At 68.2% G+C, this 23,256-nt stretch carries 14 protein-coding genes; 12 read left to right on the top strand and 2 right to left on the bottom strand.

The annotated features are described in order from the left end of the window. From VLF18_RS04470 to VLF18_RS04425, 10 genes are all read left to right on the top strand, one after another. Nucleotides 1-681: EAL domain-containing protein (locus tag VLF18_RS04470; RefSeq protein WP_325278418.1), on the top strand; the 681-nt coding region annotated here is incomplete at its 5' end. After that, nucleotides 674-1,549 (top strand): ABC transporter permease, encoded by an 876-nt coding sequence (locus tag VLF18_RS04465; protein ID WP_325278417.1) that lies wholly within the window; start codon nucleotides 674-676, stop codon nucleotides 1,547-1,549. The genes VLF18_RS04470 and VLF18_RS04465, both read left to right, overlap by 8 nt. Then, nucleotides 1,546-3,144: an ABC transporter ATP-binding protein gene (nikE, locus tag VLF18_RS04460; RefSeq protein ID WP_325278416.1), complete on the top strand. Its 1,599-nt coding sequence runs from the start codon at nucleotides 1,546-1,548 to the stop codon at nucleotides 3,142-3,144. The genes VLF18_RS04465 and nikE overlap by 4 nt, the downstream gene beginning before the upstream one ends. 151 nt (nucleotides 3,145-3,295) lie before the next feature. Beyond that, complete coding sequence (locus VLF18_RS04455) at nucleotides 3,296-3,766, top strand: SPFH domain-containing protein (protein WP_325278415.1); 471 nt, start codon at nucleotides 3,296-3,298, stop codon at nucleotides 3,764-3,766. A 115-nt stretch (nucleotides 3,767-3,881) separates the two neighbouring features. Continuing rightward, nucleotides 3,882-4,511 carry a 16S rRNA (guanine(527)-N(7))-methyltransferase RsmG gene (rsmG, locus tag VLF18_RS04450; RefSeq protein ID WP_325278419.1) on the top strand — a complete coding sequence of 210 codons (630 nt, stop codon included), beginning with the start codon at nucleotides 3,882-3,884 and terminating at the stop codon, nucleotides 4,509-4,511. Nucleotides 4,512-4,527: 16 nt separating this feature from the next. Beyond that, a complete protein-coding gene (locus tag VLF18_RS04445) occupies nucleotides 4,528-5,322 on the top strand; it encodes an AAA family ATPase (protein ID WP_325278414.1) in 795 nt (264 codons plus the stop codon). A gap of 8 nt (nucleotides 5,323-5,330) precedes the next feature. Next, nucleotides 5,331-6,206 (top strand): ParB/RepB/Spo0J family partition protein, encoded by an 876-nt coding sequence (locus tag VLF18_RS04440; RefSeq protein ID WP_325278413.1) that lies wholly within the window; start codon nucleotides 5,331-5,333, stop codon nucleotides 6,204-6,206. 118 nt (nucleotides 6,207-6,324) lie between these two features. Next, nucleotides 6,325-6,798, top strand: coding sequence for a sigma-70 family RNA polymerase sigma factor (locus VLF18_RS04435; RefSeq protein ID WP_414717182.1), 474 nt, complete (start codon nucleotides 6,325-6,327; stop codon nucleotides 6,796-6,798). Next, on the top strand, nucleotides 6,795-7,517 hold the full coding sequence (locus tag VLF18_RS04430; protein ID WP_325278412.1) for a DUF3379 family protein: 723 nt from the start codon (nucleotides 6,795-6,797) through the stop codon (nucleotides 7,515-7,517). Before VLF18_RS04435 ends, VLF18_RS04430 begins: the two co-directional genes overlap by 4 nt. Nucleotides 7,518-7,625: 108 nt before the next feature. Next, on the top strand, nucleotides 7,626-8,345 hold the full coding sequence (locus VLF18_RS04425; RefSeq protein ID WP_325278411.1) for a glycosyltransferase family 2 protein: 720 nt from the start codon (nucleotides 7,626-7,628) through the stop codon (nucleotides 8,343-8,345). A 70-nt stretch (nucleotides 8,346-8,415) separates the two neighbouring features. Here the strand turns inward: VLF18_RS04425 and VLF18_RS04420 are convergent, their stop codons facing one another. Further along, a complete protein-coding gene (locus tag VLF18_RS04420; RefSeq protein WP_325278410.1) occupies nucleotides 8,416-11,571 on the bottom strand; it encodes a transglutaminase domain-containing protein in 3,156 nt (1,051 codons plus the stop codon). A gap of 391 nt (nucleotides 11,572-11,962) precedes the next feature. On the opposite strand from VLF18_RS04420, the gene VLF18_RS04415 reads away from it, so the two are divergent. Continuing rightward, nucleotides 11,963-12,544, top strand: a complete 582-nt coding sequence (locus tag VLF18_RS04415; protein WP_325278409.1) for an ECF-type sigma factor — start codon at nucleotides 11,963-11,965, stop codon at nucleotides 12,542-12,544. 59 nt (nucleotides 12,545-12,603) lie between these two features. On the opposite strand, the gene VLF18_RS04410 is transcribed toward VLF18_RS04415, so the two are convergent. Next, nucleotides 12,604-14,214 (bottom strand): multicopper oxidase family protein, encoded by a 1,611-nt coding sequence (locus tag VLF18_RS04410; RefSeq protein ID WP_325278408.1) that lies wholly within the window; start codon nucleotides 14,212-14,214, stop codon nucleotides 12,604-12,606. A gap of 207 nt (nucleotides 14,215-14,421) precedes the next feature. On the opposite strand from VLF18_RS04410, the gene VLF18_RS04405 reads away from it, so the two are divergent. Continuing rightward, nucleotides 14,422-23,256, top strand: an 8,835-nt coding sequence (locus VLF18_RS04405) for a carboxypeptidase regulatory-like domain-containing protein (protein WP_325278407.1), incomplete at its 3' end; no start/stop codon positions are given.

The raw sequence follows: 23,256 nt of genomic DNA, 5'->3' as shown, positions 1-23,256 counted from the left end.
GGCCAGGAATACCTGTTCGAAATCCTCATTCGCATGGTCGGCAAGGACGGCCAGCTGATCTCGCCCGGCGTGTTCGTGCCGCTGGCCGAGCGCGTCGGCATGATGCCGAAGCTCGACCTCTGGGTGCTCAACCGGCTGCTGCGCTACCTGTCGGGCGTCCGCGGCGTGAAGGCGCCGATCGCGTTCCACGTCAACCTGTCGAACATGACGCTGGCCGATCCGGACTCGCTGAAACTCATCGAGGCGGCGATCCGCACGTCCGGCGTGCCGGCGCGCCAGCTCGTGTTCGAGATCACCGAAACGTCGGAGCTGACCAGCCTGCACAGCGCGCGCAAATTCATTTCGTCGCTGAAAAAGCTCGGCTGCCGCTTCGCGCTCGACGATTTCGGCACGGGCTTTTCGAGCTTCACGCACCTGCGTCACCTGCCGGTCGATTTCGTCAAGGTCGAAGGCAGCTTCGTCCAGGGCATGCCCGGCAGCGAACTCGATCGCAAGATGGTCGGCTCGATCACGCAGCTCGCGCAGTCGCTGAAGCTGCGCGTGATCGGCGAGCACGTCGACAGCTTCTCGACGCTCGAAGCGCTGCGCATCTCCGGTGCCGACTACGCGCAGGGCAATTACCTCGGCGAACCGCGACCGCTGCGCAGCGTCGATTTCGCCGCGCTGTTCCCGCATGGCTGAAGCGCCGCCGCAGGATTCCGCGCCGTCCCGGCGCGACGATCCGGAGGCTGCGCCCGCCGACCGCACGATACGACGCTGCCTCGCGGTGCTTGGCGCGCTCGCGCTGATCTGCATCGTCGGCCCGTGGTTCAGCCGCTACGGTGTGGATCACACGGACTGGGATCATCTGTCCGTTGCGCCCGGACTCGCGCACGGCCACTGGCTCGGCACGGACGCGATCGGACGCGATGTGTTCGTGCGTCTCTGCGTCGGCGGACGCCTGTCGCTGCTGATCGGCCTGCTCGCGAGCCTGGTCGCGCTCGCGATCGGGATGAGCTACGGCGTCGTCGCGGGCTATCTCGGCGGCGGCATCGATCGCGCGCTGATGCGGCTGCTCGACCTGATGGCCGCACTGCCGTTCCTGCTCATCGTGATCCTGCTGCTGACTGTATTCGAGCGCTCGCTGCCGCTGCTGCTCGCCGCGATCGGCGGTTATGTCTGGATGGACCTCGCGCGCGTGATCCGCGCCGAAGCCGCGCGCCTGCGCGGAGCTGCGTTCGTCGATGCGGCGCGGCTGCTCGGCGCCGCGCCGCGCTGGATCATGACGCGACACATCGCGCCGAATCTGCTTGGGCTCGCGCTCGTCTATCTGAGCCTCGGCGTGCCCAACGCCATCCTCATCGAATCGTTTCTCGGCTTCCTCGGTCTGTCGGTCGACGAGCCTGCGGCGAGCTGGGGCGCGATGCTGTTCGACGGCACGCAGGAAATGGATGCCGCGCCATGGACGCTGATCGCGCCGGCGGCCGCGCTCGCGGTGACGCTCGTCAGCTGCCAGTTCCTCGGCGAAGCGCTGCGCCGGCGTCTCGATCCGCGCCGGGCAGCGGCGTGAACGCGCCGCTGCTGCGCGTCCGGGACTTGCGCATCGCGCTGCGCGGCCGTCCGGCACCGATCGTCGACGGCATCGGCTTCGATCTCGCGGCCGGCGAATGCCTTGCGCTGATCGGCGCCTCGGGCTCGGGAAAAAGCATGACCAGCACGGCGCTGATCGGCCTGCCGCCGCCGGCCGCCGAAGTCGTCGGATCCATCGAATTCGGGGGTCAGGAACTCGTCGATGCCGATGCCGCGACCTGGCGGCGCCTGTGCCGCGGCGGCATCGCGATGGTGTGGCAGGACAGCCAGGCCAGCCTGCACCCGCTGCGTCGCGTCGGCGCGCAGATCGTCGAAGCGCTGGCACACGCCGGCATCGTCGGACGCGCTGCGCGCCGCGACCGGGCGCGCGATCTCCTTGCCGAAGTCGGCATCGATCGTCCGGAGGACCGTCTCGCGCAGTTTCCGCATGAACTGTCCGGCGGCCAGCGGCAACGCGTGTTGATCGCGCTCGCGCTCGCGGCGGACCCGCGGCTCCTGATCGCGGACGAAGCGACGAGCGCGCTCGACAGCACGGTGCGGCTGCAGATCGTCGAACTCCTCGACCGGCTGCGGCGACAGCGCGGCCTGGCGCTGCTGTTCGTGAGCCACGACCTCGCGCTGGTCCGGAACATCGCCGACCGCGTCGCCGTGCTCGACCACGGGCGACTCGTCGAACTGGCCGACACGGCGACGCTGTTCGCGGCGCCGACGGCTGCTGCCACCCGGGCGCTGCTCGGCATCGCGACCGCGATGCCGGTGCCGGCGGCCGCAGATGCAGCGACGACCGCGTTGCTGCGCGTCGAAGGGCTCGGCGCGTGGTTCCGTTCGTCGCGGAGGTTCCGCGCGGTGCGTCCGGTGCTGCGCGACGTCGGCTTCACGCTTCGGCGCGGCCGCACGCTGGCCGTCGTCGGCGAGTCCGGTTCGGGCAAGTCGACCTTGCTGCGCTGCCTCGTCGGCCTGCAGGCCGCGAACGCCGGCCGCCTCGTCCTCGACGGCACCCCGTATCCGCTGCCGCTGGCCGACCCGGCGCCGCTGCGAGGTCCGCTGCAGCTCGTGTTCCAGGATCCCGGCGCCTCGCTCGATCCGCTGTGGCGCGTCGCGGACCTCATCGCCGAACCGTTGCGGCTCGCCCGCATGCCGCCGACGCGCGATGAATGCCGGCGGCGCGTCGACGCGCTGCTGGCCGATGTCGGCCTCGATCCGGCGCTGGCGTCCCGCTATCCGCACGCGCTGTCCGGCGGCCAGCGTCAGCGCGTCGCGATCGCTCGCGCGCTTGCGGCGGAACCTGCGGCGCTGCTGCTCGACGAGGCGACGAGCGCGCTCGACGTGCTCGTGCAGCAGCAGATCGTCACCTTGCTGCGTCGCCTGCAGCGTGATCGCGGACTCGCGCTGCTATTCGTGACCCACGACCTGGATCTGGTCGCCGCGTGCGCGGACGATGTCGGCGTGCTCTGGCGCGGCGAACTCGTGGAGCAAGGAACCGTTGGGGAGGTTTTCGCCCGTCCGCGTCATACGCATACCCGCGATCTGCTCGTGGCCGTCGGTCGGTCGGCCCGGAATGTGCAAGAACTGTGAACCAGTACCGTGACTTCCGCGAAACCGTTCAGCGACAGTTTGATTCCGTTAAGGAATAATTAATTCGCTACTTTTTCATATGGCTGGGTCAACAACCTGGTCGGGGTCACAAGAGTTCGCTTTAACCTCTTGAAATAAGAGGGAGCCTGCCATGTCGCCGAGCATACTTTTCCTAGTTCTGAGCGCTGCCGTCGCCGTCATCCTGTTGTCGGTCAAGCGCATTCCCGAAGGCACCGTCTACACGCTGCGCCGTTTCAACGGCCAGGCGCGCATGCTGCAGTCCGGGACTCACCTGATCTGGCCGCTGCTCGAACGCGTCGTTCACCGAATTTCCCTTACCGGTCACGTTCTTACACTCGACGAGCTGTTTCCGCTCGCCGACGCTGGAATGCGCCTCAGCGGCAAGATCTACTGGCAGGTCATCGACGCGCAGCGTGCCGACGCGACGATCGACAGGGCAGATGCACTGATTCGCGGCCGGCTGCTGAACGCCGCGCGCGCGATCGACAATCCGGCCGAGGAATCGCCGGAATCGCGCAACAGCCGTCTGAAGGCGGCACTGAATGAAAGCCTGCGCAACGTCGGCATCGTCGTCACCCGTGTGCAGGTGACCCTAGCCTGAAGTTTTCCGTACGACCACAGACCCGCTGCAAAGCGGGTTTTTTTGTGCCGGCGACTGGATTTTGCCGACCGCGGCCCGGATACTTGCCGGCCTTTTCGAAACGGACGGCCCGGCGATGGCGGAACGGGAACGGCTGCGTCACCGGCTCGACGACGGCCTCGCCGTACTCGGGCTCGACCTGCCGGGCGCGGTGCGCGACCAGCTGATCGCCTACGTCGAGCTGCTGGCGCGCTGGAACGCGGCGTATAACCTCACTGCCGTGCGCGATCCCGGTGAAATGGTCGCGCGGCATCTGCTCGATTCGCTCGCCATCGTTCCTTACGTTGAAGGTGCATCGCTCGCGGACCTCGGCACGGGCGCCGGGCTGCCGGGCATCCCGCTCGCGCTCGTCGCCCCGGAGCGCCAGGTAACGCTCGTCGATTCCAACGGCAAGAAGGCACGATTCCTGCGCGAAGCCGTGCGGGCGTTGAAGCTTGCCAACGTTCGCGTCATAGAAGGCCGCGTACAGGACGTACCGGGACAATTCGATTGCATCACGGCCCGCGCATTTGCCACGCTTGCCGACATGTTGAACTGGGCCGGCAATCTGCTTGCCGAGGGCGGCAGCTGGCTGGCCATGAAAGGCAAGCTCGCGGATGAAGAGATCGCGGCGCTGCCGGCCGGATTTCGCATCGAACGGACGATCGCGCTGGAAGTGCCGGCCACGGTCGGCGAACGCCATCTCATTGTTGTACGCAGGGCTTGATAACCGGTTTCTTTCCATGACGCGCATCATCGCCATCACGAATCAGAAAGGCGGAGTCGGCAAGACGACCACCGCGGTCAATCTCGCCGCGGCGCTGGCCGAAACGCGACGCAGGATCCTGCTCGTCGACCTCGACCCGCAGGGCAATGCGACGATGGCCGCCGGCGTCGACAAGCGCACGGCCAAGCCCAACGGCTACGAAGTGCTGCTCGACGAAGTGCCGATCGAACGCGCGATCGTGACGACCGAGGCCGGCTTCGATCTGTTGCCCGGCAGCTCCGACCTCACCGCCGCGGAACTCAAGCTCATGGACGCTCTCGCGCGCGAGAGCCGGCTCAAGGAACAGCTGGCCAAGCTCGGCGACGTCTACCACACGATCCTCATCGACTGCCCGCCGACGCTGCATCTGCTCACGATCAACGCGTTGAGCGCCGCACACGGCGTGCTGATTCCGGTGCAGTGCGAGTATTTCGCGCTCGAAGGACTCGCGAGCCTGCGCGAGACGATCGAAGCCGTGCGCCGCCGGCTGAATCCGCGACTCGAGATCGATGGCCTGCTGCGCACCATGTACGACGTGCGCAACAACCTCGCGAACGAGGTCTCGGCTCAATTGACCAAGCACTTCGGCGACAAGGTGCTGCGCTCGATCATCCCGCGCAACATCCGTCTTGCCGAGGCGCCGAGCCACGGCAAACCCATCAATCTCTACGATCGCGAATCGCGCGGCGCCATCGCCTATCTTGGCCTCGCCGGTGAAATGTTGCGCCTGGAACGCGGCGCTGCGGCGGCCGCGGCAGCGCATTCCAACTGAGGGACATCATGTCGGCAGCGAAGAAACGGGGACTCGGCCGCGGGCTGGACGCGCTGCTCGGCAGTCTCGAGCCGGAATCGGCCGAAGCGACCGAAAGCGTCGCCAACGAGCTGCGCCAGATCGCGGTAGGAAAGATCTTTCCGGGCAAGTACCAGCCGCGCCAGACCATCGATCCGGAGAAGCTCGAAGAGCTGGCCGCATCGATCAAGGCGCAGGGCGTCATCGAACCCATCGTCGTGCGCGCGTCGGGCGACCGCTTCGAGCTGATCGCGGGCGAGCGCCGCTGGCGCGCGACGCAGCTAGCGGGCTTGAGCGAAATCCCGGCCCTCGTGCGCGAGGTCGACGACCGCACCGTCGTCGCGATCGCGTTGATCGAGAACATCCAGCGCGAAGAACTGACGCCGCTCGAAGAGTCGCAGGCGCTCAAGCGCCTCATCGACGAATTCGACCTGACCCACCAGCAGGTCGCCGACGCCGTCGGGCGCTCGCGCGCCGCCGTGTCGAACCTGCTGCGGCTCATGGAACTGCCCGCGGAGATCAAGCAGCTGCTCGAACAGAAGAAGCTCGACATGGGCCACGCGCGCGCGCTGCTGACGCTGCCCGAGTCGCTCGCCGTCGGACTCGCGCGCCAGGCCGCCGAACACGGCTGGTCGGTGCGTGAACTCGAAGACGCCGCGCGCGCCGCGCAGAGCGAGCCGCGCGCTGCCGCGGCGAAGCCGGCCGCGCCGGCGCGCGATCCGAACGTCGAATCGCTCGAGCGCGATCTGTCCGAACGCATCGGCGCGCGCGTCGCGATCACGCACAGCCGCAACGGTCGCGGCAAGCTGACGATCCGCTATCACAGCCTGGAAGAGCTCGACGGCATCCTCGCGCGCATCAAATGACGCGAAGGCGCGGTCGGTGAGGGGAACGTCGATGATTTTCGACGTTCGCTGAAAGCGTTTCGATGCAACGAGGGTCTCTATGCGCGTGAGCAGCCGACAACGCCAATTCGACGCCCTCGTGCGAGCGCACAACGGCGATCTCTACCGCTATGCCTATTGGCTCTGCGGAGATTCGGCGCTGGCGCAGGATCTCACGCAGGAAACCTTCCTGCGTGCCTGGCGTTCGCTCGACGCGCTGCGCGAAACGGATGCGGCCAAGGCCTGGCTCATCACCATTCTGCGTCGCGAGCATGCGCGTCTCTACGAGCGCAAGAGCTTCGACACCACCGACATCGGCGAACTGGAACTGGACGACCGCGATTCGCTCACCCCCGAACAACTGGGCGAGGATTCCATCGTGCGCGCAGCCATGTTGCAGCTCGAACCCAAGTACCGCGAACCATTGCTGCTGCAGGTGCTCGGCGGCTTTTCGTGCGACGAGATCGCGCGCGAGCTCGGCCTCGGCGCGGCCGCGGTCATGACCCAGCTGTTTCGCGCGCGACAGAAGCTCAAGACCCTGCTCGGCGGCGAACGCGGCGAGGCCAGCGCATGAACTGCCTCGACTACCGGCGCCAGCTCGGCCCGGATCCGCGCCACGAAAGCGCCGAGATGCAGGAACACCGGCGCGGCTGCGCCGGCTGCGCGGCGCATCATGCACGCGCGCTGGGGTTCGAACTCGCATTGAAGCGCTCGCTCGCCGTGCCCGTGCCCGACGGACTCGCCGAGCGCATCCTGCTGTCGCAGACGACGAGCGAGCGTGGCCTGCGCGTGCGCCGCCGGCGCCGTTGGAGCTGGGCTGCGGCGGCCGCGGCCGTCGTCGCGACGGTCGGCCTCGTCGCCTACCAGCTCGCCCTGTTTTCTCCGCTGCCGCGCCAGCTCGTACTCCATTTGCAGCACGAACCCGAAGCGCTGATCACGCACACGCCGCTCGCCGTCGCCGCGATCGAGGAACGCTTCCGCCAGCGCGGCGTGCGTCTCGCCGGTCCGCCGCCGGCAGGCGTCAGCTATGCGCAGCCCTGCCCGGTTGGCGTGATCGGCTCGGTTCACATGGTCATGCCCGAGAAGGAAGGTCCGGTCACGGTGTTCTTCCTGCCAGGGCACAAGGAACGTCGCGGCGATTACGTCGATGACGGCATGCACGTGCGTGCGGTACCGATGGCCGAGGGCACGCTGGCGCTGGTCGCCGCCGACGCGCGTCATTTCGACGCGCTCGAGGCGGGCTGGCGGCGCAGTCTCGAGGGCGCGTCCGACATCGCCGCCGGCGCGCCCTGAGCGCGCGGCGCGGGACCGCGACGGCGCGCCGCCCGCCGGCCGGATCGATTTGGGCCGCGGGCGCGCAGCGGCGATAATGCGCGCCGCGAACCGCTTCGGACTCCCGCAATGCCTCAGCTTTCCGTCGTCGTGCCCGTGTTCAACGAGCGCGACAATGTCAAACCGCTCATCGACGAAATCGTCGCCGCGCTGCGCGGCCGCCACGATTTCGAAATCGTCTACGTCGACGACTGCAGCAAGGACGACAGCCTCGCGGTGTTGCAGGGACTCAAGCCCCAGGTGCCGGAACTCCGCATCATCCGGCACGTATCGCAAAGTGGACAAAGCACGGCCGTCCGCAACGGCGTCAAGGCCGCCCGCGGCAGCTGGATCGCGACGCTCGACGGCGACGGCCAGAACGACCCGGCCGACATCCCCAAGCTGATCGCCGCGCGCGACACCGGTCCGGCCGACGTGAAGCTCTACGCGGGCTGGCGCGTCAACCGCCAGGACACCGGCAGCAAGCGCTGGGCGTCGAAGATCGCCAACGCGATCCGCTCGCGGCTGCTGCGCGATTCGACGCCGGATACCGGCTGCGGCATCAAGCTGTTCGAGCGCGAAGCCTTCCTCGAGCTGCCGTACTTCAACCACATGCACCGCTACCTGCCTGCGCTGATGCAGCGCTCGGGCTGGAAGACGGTCAGCGTGCCGGTGAATCACCGCGCGCGCGGCGCGGGTGTATCCAAGTACAACAATCTCAATCGCGCACTCGTCGGCATCGCCGACCTGCGCGGTGTCGCCTGGCTGATCCGGCGCGCCAAGCGCACGGCGGTCGAGGAAGTGCAGTAAGGAACCGGATTCCGCCGGCGGCGATGCGAGCCGCCGGCGGAATTTCAGGTCAGGAAATCCCGCGAACGGGTCAGAGGACCATGGCCACTTCGCGTCCGGGCGATGTCGGTGCGACCGCACTCGCCAGCTTGCACGTACGTGTGCCGTCTGTGCGCAGCGACGCGAGCGACGGATTGCTCGGCGTTTCGAAGCAGTCGCCATAGGGCGGATCGTCCACCGCACCGAACGCGAACAGGTCGACCAGACCGACCAGCAGCAGGAATGCCGTGAAACCCTGTCCCAGCGGTGTGGCGGTGCCAAGTATCGTGGCCGCGCCGGCGATTCCCGACATCAAGCCCTTGATGAAGCAGGCTTTGCGCATCTCCGCATCGGGGCCCGGATCGTCCGGCGCCGGACCGCATTCGCCGTTGCCGTCGCAGGCGATCGGATTGGCCGCCATGATCGCCGTGATCAATGCAAAGAGTGCGAGCGTGGCACCGATGGCGAGCACGGCGCCGAGGCCGATCACCGGAGCAGCGAGGAACGCGCCGGCCATCAGCGCCATGAGCAGCGCGCCCGCGGCCACGCCCGCGTAGAACATGCCGGTGCGGTCGACGTAGCCGCCGTTCGCATCGCTCGCGATCAGATACGCGCCCGCGCCGGTCGTGGGATCGATCGCCACGTAACCCGCCGAGGTGGTGCCGCCGAAACTCACGGTCGATTCGTGCGCGTCGACGGTATAGCCCGCGTTGACGAATTCGGCGATGCGCGTCTCGACCGATGCCGGCAGGGTCATCGCGTTCAGCGCCGTCTGCAGGTTGGCGTTGGTGACGTGAAAGACGCGCTGACCCGAAGCCTGCGCGGCCGCGAGCAGCTTGACCGCGCTCGTCGCCTGCGGTGTTTCGCCGGATTTGGCGAGGCCCCACTGCAGAACCAGATGCTCGTAGGTCGACGCGAGCGCGCCGGCATTGCGATTGAAGATGCGCGTCCGGTCGAGGTCGTTCGCGCGATCGACCGCCGCGTGCGACAGGTGATCGATATCGAGCGTCAGTCCCTGCGGGCTGTAGTCGATCGGAATCCCCATCCATTTCGTGACGACCGACGTCGAGCTGACCGAGCCATAGCTCGGCAGGCGCTGGAACACGGTGTCGGTCCAGCCGCCCAGCATGCGGCTCACATTATCAATATGTGCAAAATACGACAGAAGAACACCCTGCAGCGGAATGCCGCCGACGAGATGCGTGTCGAGACCCGTGTAGTCCTGTCCCGCGATCTTGTCGCCGAGGAATTCGGAATCCGCTTTGACACGATCGAAATCCGCTGCCGCAAGGACGCCGAGGTCGAGCTTGACCGCCTGATAATCGCCGGCAATCAGAGTCTTCTGGCTCTGCGACCAACCCTGGCCCGGACGATGGAGGCGCAGTGTCGCGATCAGCTCCTCGCCGAGCGCGCGTGCCGGCGCGGACGCGACGGCCGTTCGATTCACCGCGAGCACCGGGCGCAGATTCGCATCGCCGGCCGGAACGGCGTCCGGCAGGTCGCCGAGATCATCGACGGTTCCGGGCAGATAGCTGCGCAGCAGGTCCGCATCCGCGGCAGATGCCGGCTCGAACGAGACCGCGATCTGGCTGCCGGCGAGCGCCGGAAGTCCGCGCGACAGCAGTGTCGTGCCGTCGATGCGGTACTCGAACGACCAGCGCAGCGAGGCAGGTAGCTCACTCCAGCGATTGGCGACCGAGTTCAGCGTGTAGGGCAAGGTTGCGGCCAGATAGGTCGCGGTCTGCACGCGCACGGCGCGACCGCCGGTGATCTCGCTGAGCTGCGCGTCTTCGACGTCGAGGAAATTGCGATACGCGGTGAGCGCGTTGCCAACCTGTGCGTTCGACGCATCGTGCGCGAGATTGCGCGCCCAGCCCGCCGTCGCGTCGACCTCGCCCGACGACTGCAGCGTCGCGACGTACTGCGACATATCCAGCGTCGCCGCGTCGCTCGGCTTGATCGGCGCGAGATAGTCGAACTGCTTGAAGCTGGGATCCATCGCAATCCAGGTATCGCCGGCGACGTGCCGCGCGCCGCGCGACGGGATGTAGTCGACGTAAGCCTCGACCCAGACGTGTTCCATCTGGACGTGCGTGATCGTGCCGCCCTGAACGATGCCGACGGCCGGAACGCCGCCCTGGCCGAGCAGTTGCAGCGCGGCTTCGGCCGTCGTGACGTTGCCGAGCCAGTTCTTGACCTGGGCGATCGGTACTTCCACGGTGCCGTACGCATACCGCGCATTGATGCCGGACGCACGCAGCAGCGCGATCAGCAGCGAGGCCTGGTCGTAGGCATTGCCTTCCAGCGTCTTCAGCACGTAGTCGGATCCCTGTATCGATCCGTACGTCGGCGCAAATTTCACATTGTTACGAACCCACTGATAGATCGGCAGCGGTTGCCGGCCGAGCGCGTTGGCTTTCGCGAGGATGTCCGGTGTGAGCTGCACGTCCTCCGTCGCGGCGAGACTGCTGGGGCCCGGCGGCGACGTTGCATTCAGTACGGACTCCGCGCCGAGCGCGCGGCGCAGTTCGGCCGCATCCGCGATCGGTTTGCGTGCGAGCTGCCTGGACGGGCCGAAGGCGAGCTTCTGCGGATCGTGCGACGCACGCAGTGGCCGTGACGAATGCCGCTCCAGGAATGCATGCGCGTCGGCGACGGCGCTGCGATAGCCAGCCGCGGACGTCGCATTGCGAACGGCGTCGAGCTTTGCCGTCAGCGCTTCATGGCGTCCCCGGTACACCGACGCCGTCGCCTGCAATCGATCGATGGCCGCTGCCGGCGCTCTTCGCTCGCGCAAGCTGTCCCCGGTTGCGTCGAAGTATCCGTTTGCCGTTTTCTGCAGTGCCTGCAGACGGCTGGCGATGCCGTCGAGTTGCGCCTGCAGCTCGCGCAGATCTTCGCGCGCCGCCGTGCCGGGTGCCGGCATCGGCGTCGAACGCGCGGCAACGTTCTGCCAGTCGAATTCGTACTTGCCGTCGAGACGACGATCCATGCGCTCGAGCAACGTCTCGAGTTCGATGTAGAGATCGCCGATCTGCTGCACGACGCTGCGCGCGCGCGGTACCGACGGCACGGGTTTCTGCGCGTCGGCACGCACCACCGCGACCGTCGGTTGCGCGATCGTCGCACCGAATGTCAGCAAGGCAACGCACGACACGGCTTTCATCAGCCGGTCCGGCCAACGCAGCGCTCTGTTCTTCTGCTTCATGCTTCGTTCCCACAGGGATAGGTTGCGGCCCTCGGCGGGCCGATCGTCTTTGCTCGTGGAAAGGATCGCCACGGACGTTCGCCCGCTTCCCGATACCCCGATCAAAGCGCGTCTGGCGTCATCCGCCTCTTACGCACAACGTCCCGGGACGCAGGCTCCTATCAGCGATCGTCCGCACCGGAGTGTCGCGAGCGCGCACGAAAAACGACGCAGTTTCCTATCGGCCCGCACGCCGCGGCGAGACCGAACCAGCGGGCTCGGCAGAAAGCACCGAAAAATGCCGTGACAGCATCCACCGTGGCGCTACGTCATGGCTCGGGCAGGAAGCAATTTGTCAACAATGCTGCCGATCGGATTCCGTGGAACGGCGCCGCGGCGCTCGCGGAATCCCATGACCCACGAAACCCCTGATTTCGTCGCGGAACGGCACGATCTCACCGCACTGCTCCACGCATGGACCCGCGGCGATCAGGCTGCCGTCCGGCGCCTCACCGACATCGTCTACCCCCAAGTGCTCGCGATCGCCACGCGCTATCTGCGGCAATTCGGAAATTCCATCGCGCTGGGCCCGGCCGAACTCGCGAACGAGCTGCTGCTGCGCCTGCTCGAACGACCACCGCAGTGGCGCGACAGCCGGCATTTCTTCGGCGTCGTCGTCGTCGCGATGCGCAATCTGCTGATCGACTGGTCGCGTTCGCTGGGGGCCGAAAAAAACGGCGCCGGGCTCGTCTACGTGCCGCTCGCCGAAGCGGAAGACGAGCCGGCCGAGGAAAAACCTTTCGGTCTGCTGCTGATCAACGCACTCGATCTGCTGCGCGCGCGCGATGCGCGCAAGAGCGACGTCATCGAGTTCACGTATCTGCTCGGGATGAAGCGCGAGGAAGTCGCGCACGAACTCGGCATTTCGGTGCCGACGGTGGACCGCGAGCTGCGCTTCGCGCGGGCGTGGCTCAAGTGCAAGCTGGGCGGTTGAACCGCAGAAACCCGCGATGCAGAAACCCTCCCGTTCAAGGGGAGGGTTCTCTTCTTTGATCAATCGACCACGTCGAACGCGACCATCATCCCCTGATCCTCATGTTCCAGATTGTGACAATGGAACATGTAGGACTGCCTGCCGGAGAACGGCTGCGAGAAATCCAGGCCGATGCGCACGGTTTCCCCGGGCCAGATCAAAACCGTATCCATGAGTCCCAGGTCCTGCGGCGTGCGTCCGTCGCGATCCACCGCGAGGCGGCGGATCTGCGCCGGGCTGTCGCTGCGCGAAAGCACGCGGAACTGGAACGCGTGCACGTGGAACGGGTGCGGCATGCTGCGTATCGCGTTGGTGAGTTCCCAGATCTCGAGGCTTCCGCGCCGCACTTCGAACGCGGGGTTGTGATGATCGAGATGGAAGTTCCATTCGTTGATCAGCCAGCGGCCCGCGTCATTGATCCACAGTTTCAGCTTCCGCGGCGCGGCCGTCGCGAAGTCGGCTGCCGGCAGGGTCGACAGGTGCGCCGGCGGACGCAGTGTTCGCGATTCGCCTGCCGCCACGCGCAGTCGCAGCAGCGTCTGCTCGGCGCCCATCGGCGGGGCGCCCGGATGCTCGAGCATCGGATCGGCAGCGGCCATGCCGCCGTCGTTTTCCATGGGATCGTAGTCCGCGCCGAGCATCAGTACTTCCTCGTCCGAGCGCAATGCGGAAAAGTCGATAAGCAGGTCCACGCGCTGCGCCGGAGCGAGATAGACCTGATCGGTGCGCAGGGGCCTTTCGAGCAGTCCGCCGTCGGTGCCGAGCAGCCAGTACGGCAGGATGCGGCGTCCCGCGCGGAACACGAGCTTGTAGACGCGCGCGTTCGATGCGTTGCACAGACGCAGCCGGCACGCCCGCCGCGGAACGTCGAGGCGCGCATCGGCGCACCAGTTCGCGAGCACCTTGTTGCCGATCCAGTCGTCCTCGCCGAGTTCGTACTTGATCGCGTTGCGCAGGCCGAACTGCTTGTCCGACAGCAGCAGCGGGAAATCGGAGATCCCCGCGCGCAGATCCAGTGCTTCGCGCAGCGCGAGTTCGTCGCGGTCCTCGACGATCAGCAATCCGGCAAGACCGTGATGCACCTGCTCGCCGGTGCCGCCGTGCGGATGCGCGTGATACCAGTACAGCCCGCCGCGGTTGTGCACGCTGAAGCGATAGCGTTGCGACTCGCCGTGACGCACGGGATGCAGGCCGCTGCCGTCGTTGCGTTCGTCGACCATGAGTCCATGCCAATGGATCGTCGTGTCGTCGCCGAGACGATTCTTCAGTGTCACGTCGAGCATGGCGTTGCGCCGCACGCGCAGCGTCGGATTCGCGACGGCGCGGCCGTCGGCCGTCGTGCCCGCGTATTGCCAGACGTCGGACGTCGGTCCGGGCAGCAGCGGCTCCCAGCCGATCGTTGCGGTGAGTTCCAGCGGCCGCGCCAGATCCACGTCGGCGAGCAGTCCGCTCTGGCCCGGCAAACGTAGTGCGCGTGGTTCGGCCTGCGCCGGTGGCGAAAGGTCGAGCCGGCGCAGCGGCTTCGCGTGCGTGTGCGCGTGCTGCGCGCGAGCGAAACGCGAAAAGCCGCCCATGGCGGCGGCGATCACGGCGGCGAGAGCGGACGTCCAGCGACGTCGGGCGGGATTCATGGCGGCGGCTTCCGTATTCGGACTGTGTGGGCCGAGGACGAAGAACCAGGGCGCAACTTGTCATCGTGAACTCTGCCGCATTTGCCTGATAGCAGTTTCCGCGCAGTTCCGTTGCTTGGCCCGATGACGAGCCGTGATTTGTCCGCGGCGCGTCCGCAGTGCCGTGCGCTGCGCCGACATCGTGCATCCATCGATCCGAGGGCAGCCATGCTGCGACCGTTGTTACGCCTGTTTCTGCTAGCCAGCCTGGGACTCGCCTGCGGCCTCGCCGCGGCGCAGTCGCCGGCCACACCCATCGAACGCGGCAAGGCCTGGCTGTCTGCGCGCGTCGCGCCGGACGGAACGATCGCCGGTGAAGACGCCGCGATCGCGCTGCCGCTGCAGACGCGCTCCGAAACCGTGCTCGCGCTCGATCTGTTCGATCTGCCGGCCACCGCCACGGTCGATCTCGTGCAGGCCGACACCGACGACTCCGTCGAATTCACCGCGCGTCGTGCGCAGGTGCTCGCCGCCGCGGGGCGCGACGCGAGCGCCCCGCGGGCGCAGCTCGTCGCGGCACAGGCCGAGGACGGCGGGTTCGGCCTGTATGCCGGGTTTCCGGGCGATCCGTACGACACGGCGTTCGCGCTGCAGGCGCTCGCCGGGACGGGCGACACGCACGCGACGGCCGTCGTCGCGGCGCTGCAATTCCTCGTCGCGTCGCGCAACGCCGACGGCGGTTGGGGCTTCGGCCCGGACAGCGATGTATACGTTACGGCGTATGTGCTGAGTGCCGCGCAGGCCTGGGCCGATCGCCATGACGTCGGTGCGACCACCGGCGCCGCGCGCAGCTGGCTGCTGCAGCAGCGCCAGCCCGACGGCCGCTATGGCGACGTGCTCTACGACGCGCTCGCGCTGATCGCGCTGAGTTCGCAGACCGCCGACGCCGCCGTGCTCGATCCGCTCGTGCAGGGCCTCGCCGCGGCGCAGGCTGCCGACGGCAGCTGGAGCGGCGCCGATCCCTACGTATCCGCGCTCGCATTGCGCGCACTCGGCAGCGCCGCGCGCACGACGCCGCCACAGCGCGCCGCGCTGACCGGCCTCGTCGCCGACGGCGGCAACGGCCAGCCACTGCCGGACGTGCTCGTGAGCCTCGTCGGCAACGCGGCGTTCGCGACCACGACCGGCAGTGACGGCCGCTTCACGCTGGCCGGTCTCGACGCCGGTCCGCTGCAGCTGCGCCTGGGCCGGCTCGGCTACGCGACGCGCAGCGTGAACGCGACCGCGGTCGCCGGCGACGAAGTGGATTTGGGCACGGTTGCACTGACGCCGGCGCCGCTGACGGCGTCGCTGTCCGGTGTCGTGCGCGACAGCGGCGGACGCCTGCTGAAAGACGCGACGGTCACGGCCGGTACCGAAAACGCGATCACCGACGCGGCCGGCCGCTATGAAATCACCGGTATTCCGGCCGGCAACGTGCCGGTCGCCGTGATGCTCGATCCGTACAACACGGTGCAGGGCAGCCTGATCCTGATGCCGGGCGAGCGCGGCGTGTTCTCGCCGACTTTGTATGCCGGCAGCACCACGCCGGCCAACGCGACGGTGCGCGGCACGGCCGTCGATGCCGCCACGCAGCAGCCGCTCGCCGGCGTCAGCGTGCTGCTCGGCGCGAGCAGCGTGACCACCGCGGCGAACGGCCGCTTCGAGTTCATGAACCGCGCCGCCGGCGAATTCGCGCTGAGCCTCAGTGCGAACGGACGCCGCACGCTCAACCTCAAGGGGCTGCTCGCGCGCGGCATCAACGAGCTGGGCGCGCAGCCGCTGCAGACCGTCGCCACGAGCAGCACGCTGAGCGGTCTCGTCAGCGACGTCGATTCCGGCGCGCCAATCGCGGCCGCGATGCTCAGCATCCAGGGACAGAGTCCGACCGCGGCGAGCGGCCCGGACGGACGCTATTCGCTGAGCGGAATCGCCGGCACGAACTTCGTCGTACAGGTGTCCGCGGCCGGCTATCTGAGCCGCAACGTCACCGTGTCGCTGCCGGAAATCGGCGCGAGCACGCTGAACATCGAACTCGTGCCGGCCAACGGTCAGGGCATCTTCTTCGACGAAGTCGCGACCGATCGTCCGGTCTATGCGCCGAGTCGCGAGATCGAAATCGAGATCGGCGTGCGCAATGCGTCGGACACTGCGGCCGAGCTGATCATCGACGCCGAGATCATCGATGCGAACGGCATCGTCGTGAAGCTGCTCAAGGCCAACAGCACGGGACCCGGACAGAATCCGCCGAACCTGCCGATCAGCTTCCCGCCGGGCAGCCGCCGCGAAATCGAGATGGACTGGGTCACGCAGCGCCAGGCCGCCGGCGTCTACACCGTGCATGCGCGCGGCAGCGACAGCGCGGGCCGCGTGCGTGCCGAAGGTTCCGCCACGTTCACGATCGACGCGGGTCCGATGCTGTCCGGAGCGGTCGTTGCGACACCGCCGCTGCTGCAGGCCGGCACCGTGCCGGTGCAGTTGCGCGCGAGCCTCGCCAACATCGGCAATCGCGAGTTGCCGCCGGGTTCGGCCGAACTCAGCGTGATCCTGCAGGCGCTCGACCCCGACGGCCGCACCGCGCTGTCCGCCGCGCCGGAGCCGTTCTTCGACGGCGCCCCGCTCGGCAGCAACGCGCGCGGTCTCGTGCGTGACGACAATGGAAATTTGTATACGCTCGAGACCGCCGCGCGCCGCGTGCTGCGTTTCGACCCGCAGGGCGTGGCCTCGGTGCACGCGGCGCTGCCGACCGGCGGCTCGATCGCGCTGAACGCGCTCGCGCGCGATACGGCCGGCAATTTCTGGGTCGGCACGTCGACGAAGACGCTGTATCGCGTCAGCGACCAGGGCAATGCGACGACGCTGCAGCTCAATCGCCTCACGCGCACGGCGGCACTGACGGCGCTCGCGAGCGGCGAGCTGCTGCTCGTCGGCGAGTACGTCGGTCTCGACAACGGCGTCAGCGTCGACGAGACGCGCCTCGTGCGCCGCGAGACGAACGGCACCGAGACCGTGCTCTGGCGCAACGGTTTCGCCCAGCCCTTCGCGCTGGTGCCTGACAGCGCGGGCAATCTCTACGTCACGAACTACGGCGACAACACCGTGGCCCGCGTCGCGCGCGACGGCTCCATCACGATCTTCGCGACGGGTCTGAACAAGCCGCGCGGCATCACGCGCGGCAGCGACGGACTGCTCTACGTCGCCGACAGCGGCAGCAACAGCATCGTGCGCATCGCCGCCGACGGCACGCGCAGCACGTTCGCGACGGGCCTGAACGATCCGGCCGATCTGCGCTTCGGCAGCGACGGCCAGCTCTACGTGAGCACGCAGGGCGACGATGCGATCCAGCGCATCGCCGCCGACGGAACCGCGAGCCTGTTCGCGCGCGGCGTCGTCGCGACGCCGGTCGCATTGGCTTATGCCGCCGACGGCGCCTTGCTGAGCCTCAACGGCGACGGCACGCTGCGCCGGCTCGAACGCGACGGCCGCGTCGTCGTGCAGGCCACCGGCCTCGATTCGCCCGAGGCGTTGACGGTCGGCGGTGACGGCACGATCTACGTCATCAGCGGCACCAGGCTGCTGCGCATCGACGGCGCGACGGCGACGACGCTGGCCACGGGTCTGAGCTCGCCGCACGGCGTCGCCGTCGACGGCACCGGCAATCTGCACGTCACCGAAGGCGGCACGTATCGCATCGCGACGTTCGCACCGGACGGCCGCCGGCTCGGCGCCGTGGAAAGTGCGCTGCAGGGCCCGACCACGGTGGTGGCGGAACCGGGTGGCCGGCTGTTCGTGCTGAATGCCGACTCGGTCGCGGTCATCGACGGCGGACTGCCGCGCAAGCTTTCGGTCGCCGCCTTCGACGCGCTCGCGCTCGATCCGCCGCACGGCGGCCTCGCCGCCGTGCGCGCGAAAGACGTGGTACGCCTCGACCCGACGAGCGGTGCCACCGCGCTCGTGAAGACGCTGCCGCTCGACGCCGAGGACATCGCCGTCGACAGCGCGGGCGACTACGTGCTGCGCGACGCCGGTGCCCAGCGTCTGTACCGCCTCGATGCGGGCGGCAATTTCACCACGCTGGTCGAACTCCCCGCACAGCCCTATGACCTCGCGTCGGACGGCAGCGGCAAGGTCTACGTGCTGCTGTCCACCGGCAAGGTGTTCGAAGTCGCGCGTGACGGCGGCTTGAGCGAAGTACGCCACGGCGTCAGCGGCGCTCCGAGCGGCCTCGCGACGACGGCAGCGGGCCGCGTGCTGCTCTGGTCGAGCACGGTGCTGTACGAAATCGATCCGGCGACGGGCGCGACGACGAGCCTGCTCACGGGGCTCAGCAGCGTGAACGGTGCCGCGCGTGACGGCAGCGGCCGCATCATCACGGTCGGCACGTCGCTCGAACGCGTCAGCCTCTACAGCGCCGCGGGCGGCCTGCAGTCGACGGTCAGCGGTTTCCGCATTCCGTATGGCATCGTCTGGACCGGCAGCGAACTGCGCTTCGTCGATTCCAACGACAAGCTGTTCGGTGCGGCACCCGGTGGCTATCCGCAGTTCCTGACCACGAACTTCAAGGCGGATCAGCTCGCGCAGCGCGGCGTCGATACGGTCGGTGTCGCCGTCGAGAACAGCGTGAGCAAGGTACGCGCCTGGAACGGAACGGCGCTGCGCGATCTCAAGCAGATCACGAACTATCTGCTCGGCAGCATCGCCGTCGCGGCCGACGGCGGCCTTGCGATGGCCGAGAAGACCAACAGCCGTCTGCTCGTGCTCGATGCCGCGCTGAACACGTCGGCGGAATACGCCGGCCTGATCAATCCGATGGGTCTCGTGTTCGACGCCCAGGGCCGCCTGCTCGTGGCCAACAACGGCGCGCGCAGCGTCGTGCGTCTCGACCGCGCCGGTACGGCCGCGCAGTTCATCGCGGCGAGCGCGCAGCCGCGATGGCTCGCGTTCGATGCGAGCGGCAAGCTCTGGATCACGCGCACCGACGGTATCGACACCGTGGCCGCCGACGGCACGCGCAGCGAACTGACCGGCGCGCCGAACGCGCAGGGCATCGTTTTCCTCGACGGCGCACCCGTCGTCGTCGAAAAAGAAGACGCCGCGCTGCTGCGCTTCGCGGCGCCGCTGTGGACCACGCTGAGTGCCGGCATCCGCGCGCCGAGCGCGATCGATGTCGCGGCCAACGGCGACGTGTACATCGGCAACCGCATCAGCGGCACGATCGTGCGCTACGCGAACGCTCACATCGAGCCGGTCGCGCAGGGGCTCTACAACATCAACGCGATCGACATCGGCAGCGAAGGACGCATCGCCGTCGCGCGCGATTCCGGGCTCATGAACCAGGTGAGCACAGACGGTCGCGTCGACCTGCTGCGCGTGAAGTCGCAGCTCGGCACCACGACCATCAGCGGCGTCGTCGATGCGGGCGGCGGCACGCTGTTCGCGCACAACAACGGCAACCTCTGGCGGATTCGCGTGACCCAGGCGGCCGAACCGCCGGCGCCCGGCACGGTCGTGCATCGCGTCACGCGGCCGATGGCCGCGCTGCCGGCGAGCGCGGATCTCGCCGAGATCGACTTCGGCAGCTGGACGCCCGCCTACGGCGGCGACTTCAAGGTGGAAGTGCGGCGCGGCGATGTCGAAGGTACGCCGACCAACTTCGTCCACGTCGGCGCGCATGCCAGCGGCGAACTCGCCGCGTCGCGCAGCACCCTGCCGCCCGGCGACCAGACGCTCGCCATGTGCCTCGGCGTTTCCGGCGCGGCGGCCAATGCGATCTCACGCGTGGAAACCGGACTCGCACGCAAGCTCGCATCGATCTCGCAGCCGTCAGGCCTGATCGCAGACCGGAGTGGAAACCTGTACTACGTGGACACGTCCAAGTTGTACAAGACGACGCCGGCGGGCGTCACCTCGACGCTGCTGACGGGCCTGAGCCTCGCGAAGGGCCTCGCGATCGACGATGCCGAGAATCTGTATCTGCTGAACAAGCGCGGCGGCAACGTCGTCGATGTGGTGAAGGTCGATCTTGCGGCGAGCCGCACGACGCTCGCGACGCTCGACGCCGCCGGCGTCTCGGGTATCGCCGTCAACAGCCGCGGCGAAGTGCTGGTCGCCGCGACCGACAAGCTGTTCAAGATCCTTGCCGACGGCAGTTCGAGCATCGTCGCGACGCGCGGCCTGCCGGGTCCCCAGGGCATCACGGTCGACACCGCCGACACGGTCTACGTGCAGAACACGAATCACCTGATCGCGATGATCAAGCCCGACGGCGCGGTGTTCGACCTGTACTCGGCCGGCGACGGTACCGAAGAGCCGACGTTCGAAGGCGACGACAACCCGACCATCACGGCCGACTGCGGCGAGAACCTGTACCTCGCGCCGTTCCGCTGGACCAAGGTGGGACAGCAGGGCGAAGAGCACGTACTCACGCAGATCAATCCGCGCACGCGCAGCGTGTCGATGGTGTTCGACGCATTGACCGTGTCGCCGGACCTGACCGACATCGACTATCTGGCCTTCGACCGCTTCAGCAACCGCATCCTGATCTGGAACCACACCGACGAGTTCATCTGGCAGATGCCGGTGACCTGCGGCCGCATCGGCGCGCGCGCGCATCTCGTGACGGCGCCAGGCCAGTCGCTGACCGGCATGAGCAAGGCGCCGCAGGCCGTCGTGTCGCTGCCGGGCGGACGCACCGAACACGTCTGGTCGCTCAACGACATCGGTCCGCAGGGCGAGGCCATCTGCTTCGACACGAACCTCGACGACCTGCAGTACGGGGAACGGCGCAAGACGCTCGACTCGGGTTTCCTTGCCTTCGAGAACAGTTTCGCCGGGCAGGAAATCCAGGTGCCGATCGAAGTGCCGCTGATCGACGTGACCGGTCTCGTGCAGGCGCAGATTGCGACCGATCTGCCCGAGTACGCACCGAACACGACGGCCGCTGTCACGACGCGGCTGCAGGGCGGAACGACCGGCGAAACCAACGGCCGCCTGAGCGTGCGTGTGCTCGATGCGCAGGGCGTGCTCGTGGCGACCCTGTCGGCCGCCGGCGCGAGCGTGCCGGCCGACGCCGAATACCGGCGCGACGACAGTTTCCCGATCGGTACGCGCGTGCCCGGCGAATACCGTGCCGTCGCGGAACTCGACGCCGAGGGCCGCGTGCTCGCCCGCGCCGAGACGGTCTTCCGCGTGCTGGCCGACACGGCCGGCAGCGCGACCTCGCGCGTCTGGACCGACAAGCCGGTCTATCGCGCGAGCGAGGACGCGCAGATCCACTCGCGCGCGCAGAACCTGTCGAGCAACGTCGTGCTGAACGATCTGACCCTGCTCGTCCGCGTCTACGATGCCAGCAATGTGGAGCAGTACAGTTTTGGTCATGCCCTGCGCCAGCTCGTGCCGGGCGCGCTGCGTGATTTCCGGGTGCTGCGTCCGCTCGATGATGTCGCACCAGGCGACTACCGCATCGTGCAGCAACTGCTCGACAGCGCGAACCGCGTGCTCGACCAGCGTGAAGCGACGTATCGCGTCGGCTCGCCCGACGACACCGGCGACGGTCTCGGCGGCACGCTCGAGGTCGCGCCGGCCAGCGTCGTCAGCGGTGCCGCGGCGCAGTTGCAGGCCGCGATCACGAACACGGGCAACGCCGATGTCGACGATCTGCCGGTGTATCTGAGTGTCGTCGACACCGCCGCGCAGACCGTGCTCTGGACCTGGCGCGGCAGCGTCGATGCGCCGCGCGCGACGCCGGCCGCCTTCGTGCAGGACTGGATCGCGAACGCCCCGGCCGGCAGCTACACCGCCGTGCTCGGCATCACGGCCGCAGGCCGCGATCGTGTGCTCGCGCAGAAGCCGTTGACGGTGACGGCGCCGACGGCGTCGGTGTCGCTGCAGCAGGGTCTGAACGCCGCGGCGCGCGTGCTCGTGCTCGTGCGCTGCGAAGACGCGAACTGTGTCGACGATCCGGTCTGCACGGCCGGCCGCGTCACGCAGATCGACCAGCTGCTGTCCGCACTCGGTATCGAGCACGCGGTCGTCAGCACGACCGATGCGTTCGAACAGGCACTGCGCAGTGGCCGCTATACGACGTACTGGATCAGCGGCGGCGCCGCACCGCTCGCCTATCGCCTCGCCGACGAACTGCGCGAAGCCGTGTTCCGCGGCGACGGCCTCATCGTCGACGGCGCGCACCAGGCCCGCAACGCCATGCTCGATCCGCTGCTCGGCGTGAGTTTCGTCGAGAAACTCGCGGCGAACGACGTCGGCGTCATCGTCGCGGACGGGGGCATCTTTGCGAGCGGCAGCTATCTGAGCCGCGGTGCGGCACAACGCTACGCCGCGACCGGTGCGCTCGTGCAGGCGCGCTTCGGCGATGCGGCATCGACGCCGGCGGCGTTCCGCCACACCTACGGCGCGGGCCGCACCGTGGTGCTCGCGTTCGACCTGCCGGCAAGTCTCGCCGACACGGCTCAGGCGGCGGCATGGACCGACGTGCTGCGCCGCAGTCTTGCGCACGTTGCGCCGCCGGTCGGAGCTTCGCCGGTCGGCAAGGCCTACGTGCCGCTGCGCACGGGCGTCACGAACACCGGCGCGGCGCTCGAAGTCGACGTGACGCTGGAACTCCCGGCCGGCGTGCAGGCCGAGACGGTGCGGCCGGCGATCACCTCGTCGACCGCAACGAGCGTGACCTGGCGCGTGGCGCTCGCCGCCGGCGAGACGCGCGTGTTCGACGCGGGACTGCGCCTGCCCGACGCCGACGCGAACCGTCGCCTCGTCACGCGCGTCGGCCGTGTCGTCGGCAGCGACGTGATCGCGCTGGCCAGCCGCGAACTCGTGTTGCCGGCGCGTTCGCTGGCCGACGTCGCGGCCGCTGCCATCGACGCCGTCGAGACGCTCGCCGTGACGCCGCCGGAGCAGCCGGCGCGCGATCAGGCACTCGCGAGTCTGCGACGAGCGGTGCAACTGCACGGCCAGGGCCGCAGCGATGCCGCAGTGGCGGCGACGCTCGAGGCCAGCGACCGGCTTGCC

This window comes from Tahibacter sp. (genome assembly GCF_035481375.1).
In the GTDB taxonomy this organism is placed as follows: Bacteria; Pseudomonadota; Gammaproteobacteria; order Xanthomonadales; family Rhodanobacteraceae; genus Tahibacter.
This window is presented reverse-complemented; position numbering and strand designations above follow the sequence as displayed.

Excerpts from the sequence above, each read along its gene's own strand:
- VLF18_RS04430 (WP_325278412.1), top strand. The coding sequence starts at position 6,795 with ATGAACTGCCTCGACTACCGGCGCCAGCTCGGCCCGGATCCGCGCCAC.
- VLF18_RS04415 (WP_325278409.1), top strand. The coding sequence starts at position 11,963 with ATGACCCACGAAACCCCTGATTTCGTCGCGGAACGGCACGATCTCACC.
- VLF18_RS04440 (WP_325278413.1), top strand. The coding sequence starts at position 5,331 with ATGTCGGCAGCGAAGAAACGGGGACTCGGCCGCGGGCTGGACGCGCTG.
- VLF18_RS04420 (WP_325278410.1), bottom strand. The coding sequence starts at position 11,571 with ATGAAGCAGAAGAACAGAGCGCTGCGTTGGCCGGACCGGCTGATGAAA.
- rsmG (WP_325278419.1), top strand. The coding sequence starts at position 3,882 with ATGGCGGAACGGGAACGGCTGCGTCACCGGCTCGACGACGGCCTCGCC.
- VLF18_RS04425 (WP_325278411.1), top strand. The coding sequence starts at position 7,626 with ATGCCTCAGCTTTCCGTCGTCGTGCCCGTGTTCAACGAGCGCGACAAT.
- VLF18_RS04455 (WP_325278415.1), top strand. The coding sequence starts at position 3,296 with ATGTCGCCGAGCATACTTTTCCTAGTTCTGAGCGCTGCCGTCGCCGTC.
- VLF18_RS04445 (WP_325278414.1), top strand. The coding sequence starts at position 4,528 with ATGACGCGCATCATCGCCATCACGAATCAGAAAGGCGGAGTCGGCAAG.
- VLF18_RS04465 (WP_325278417.1), top strand. The coding sequence starts at position 674 with ATGGCTGAAGCGCCGCCGCAGGATTCCGCGCCGTCCCGGCGCGACGAT.
- VLF18_RS04410 (WP_325278408.1), bottom strand. The coding sequence starts at position 14,214 with ATGAATCCCGCCCGACGTCGCTGGACGTCCGCTCTCGCCGCCGTGATC.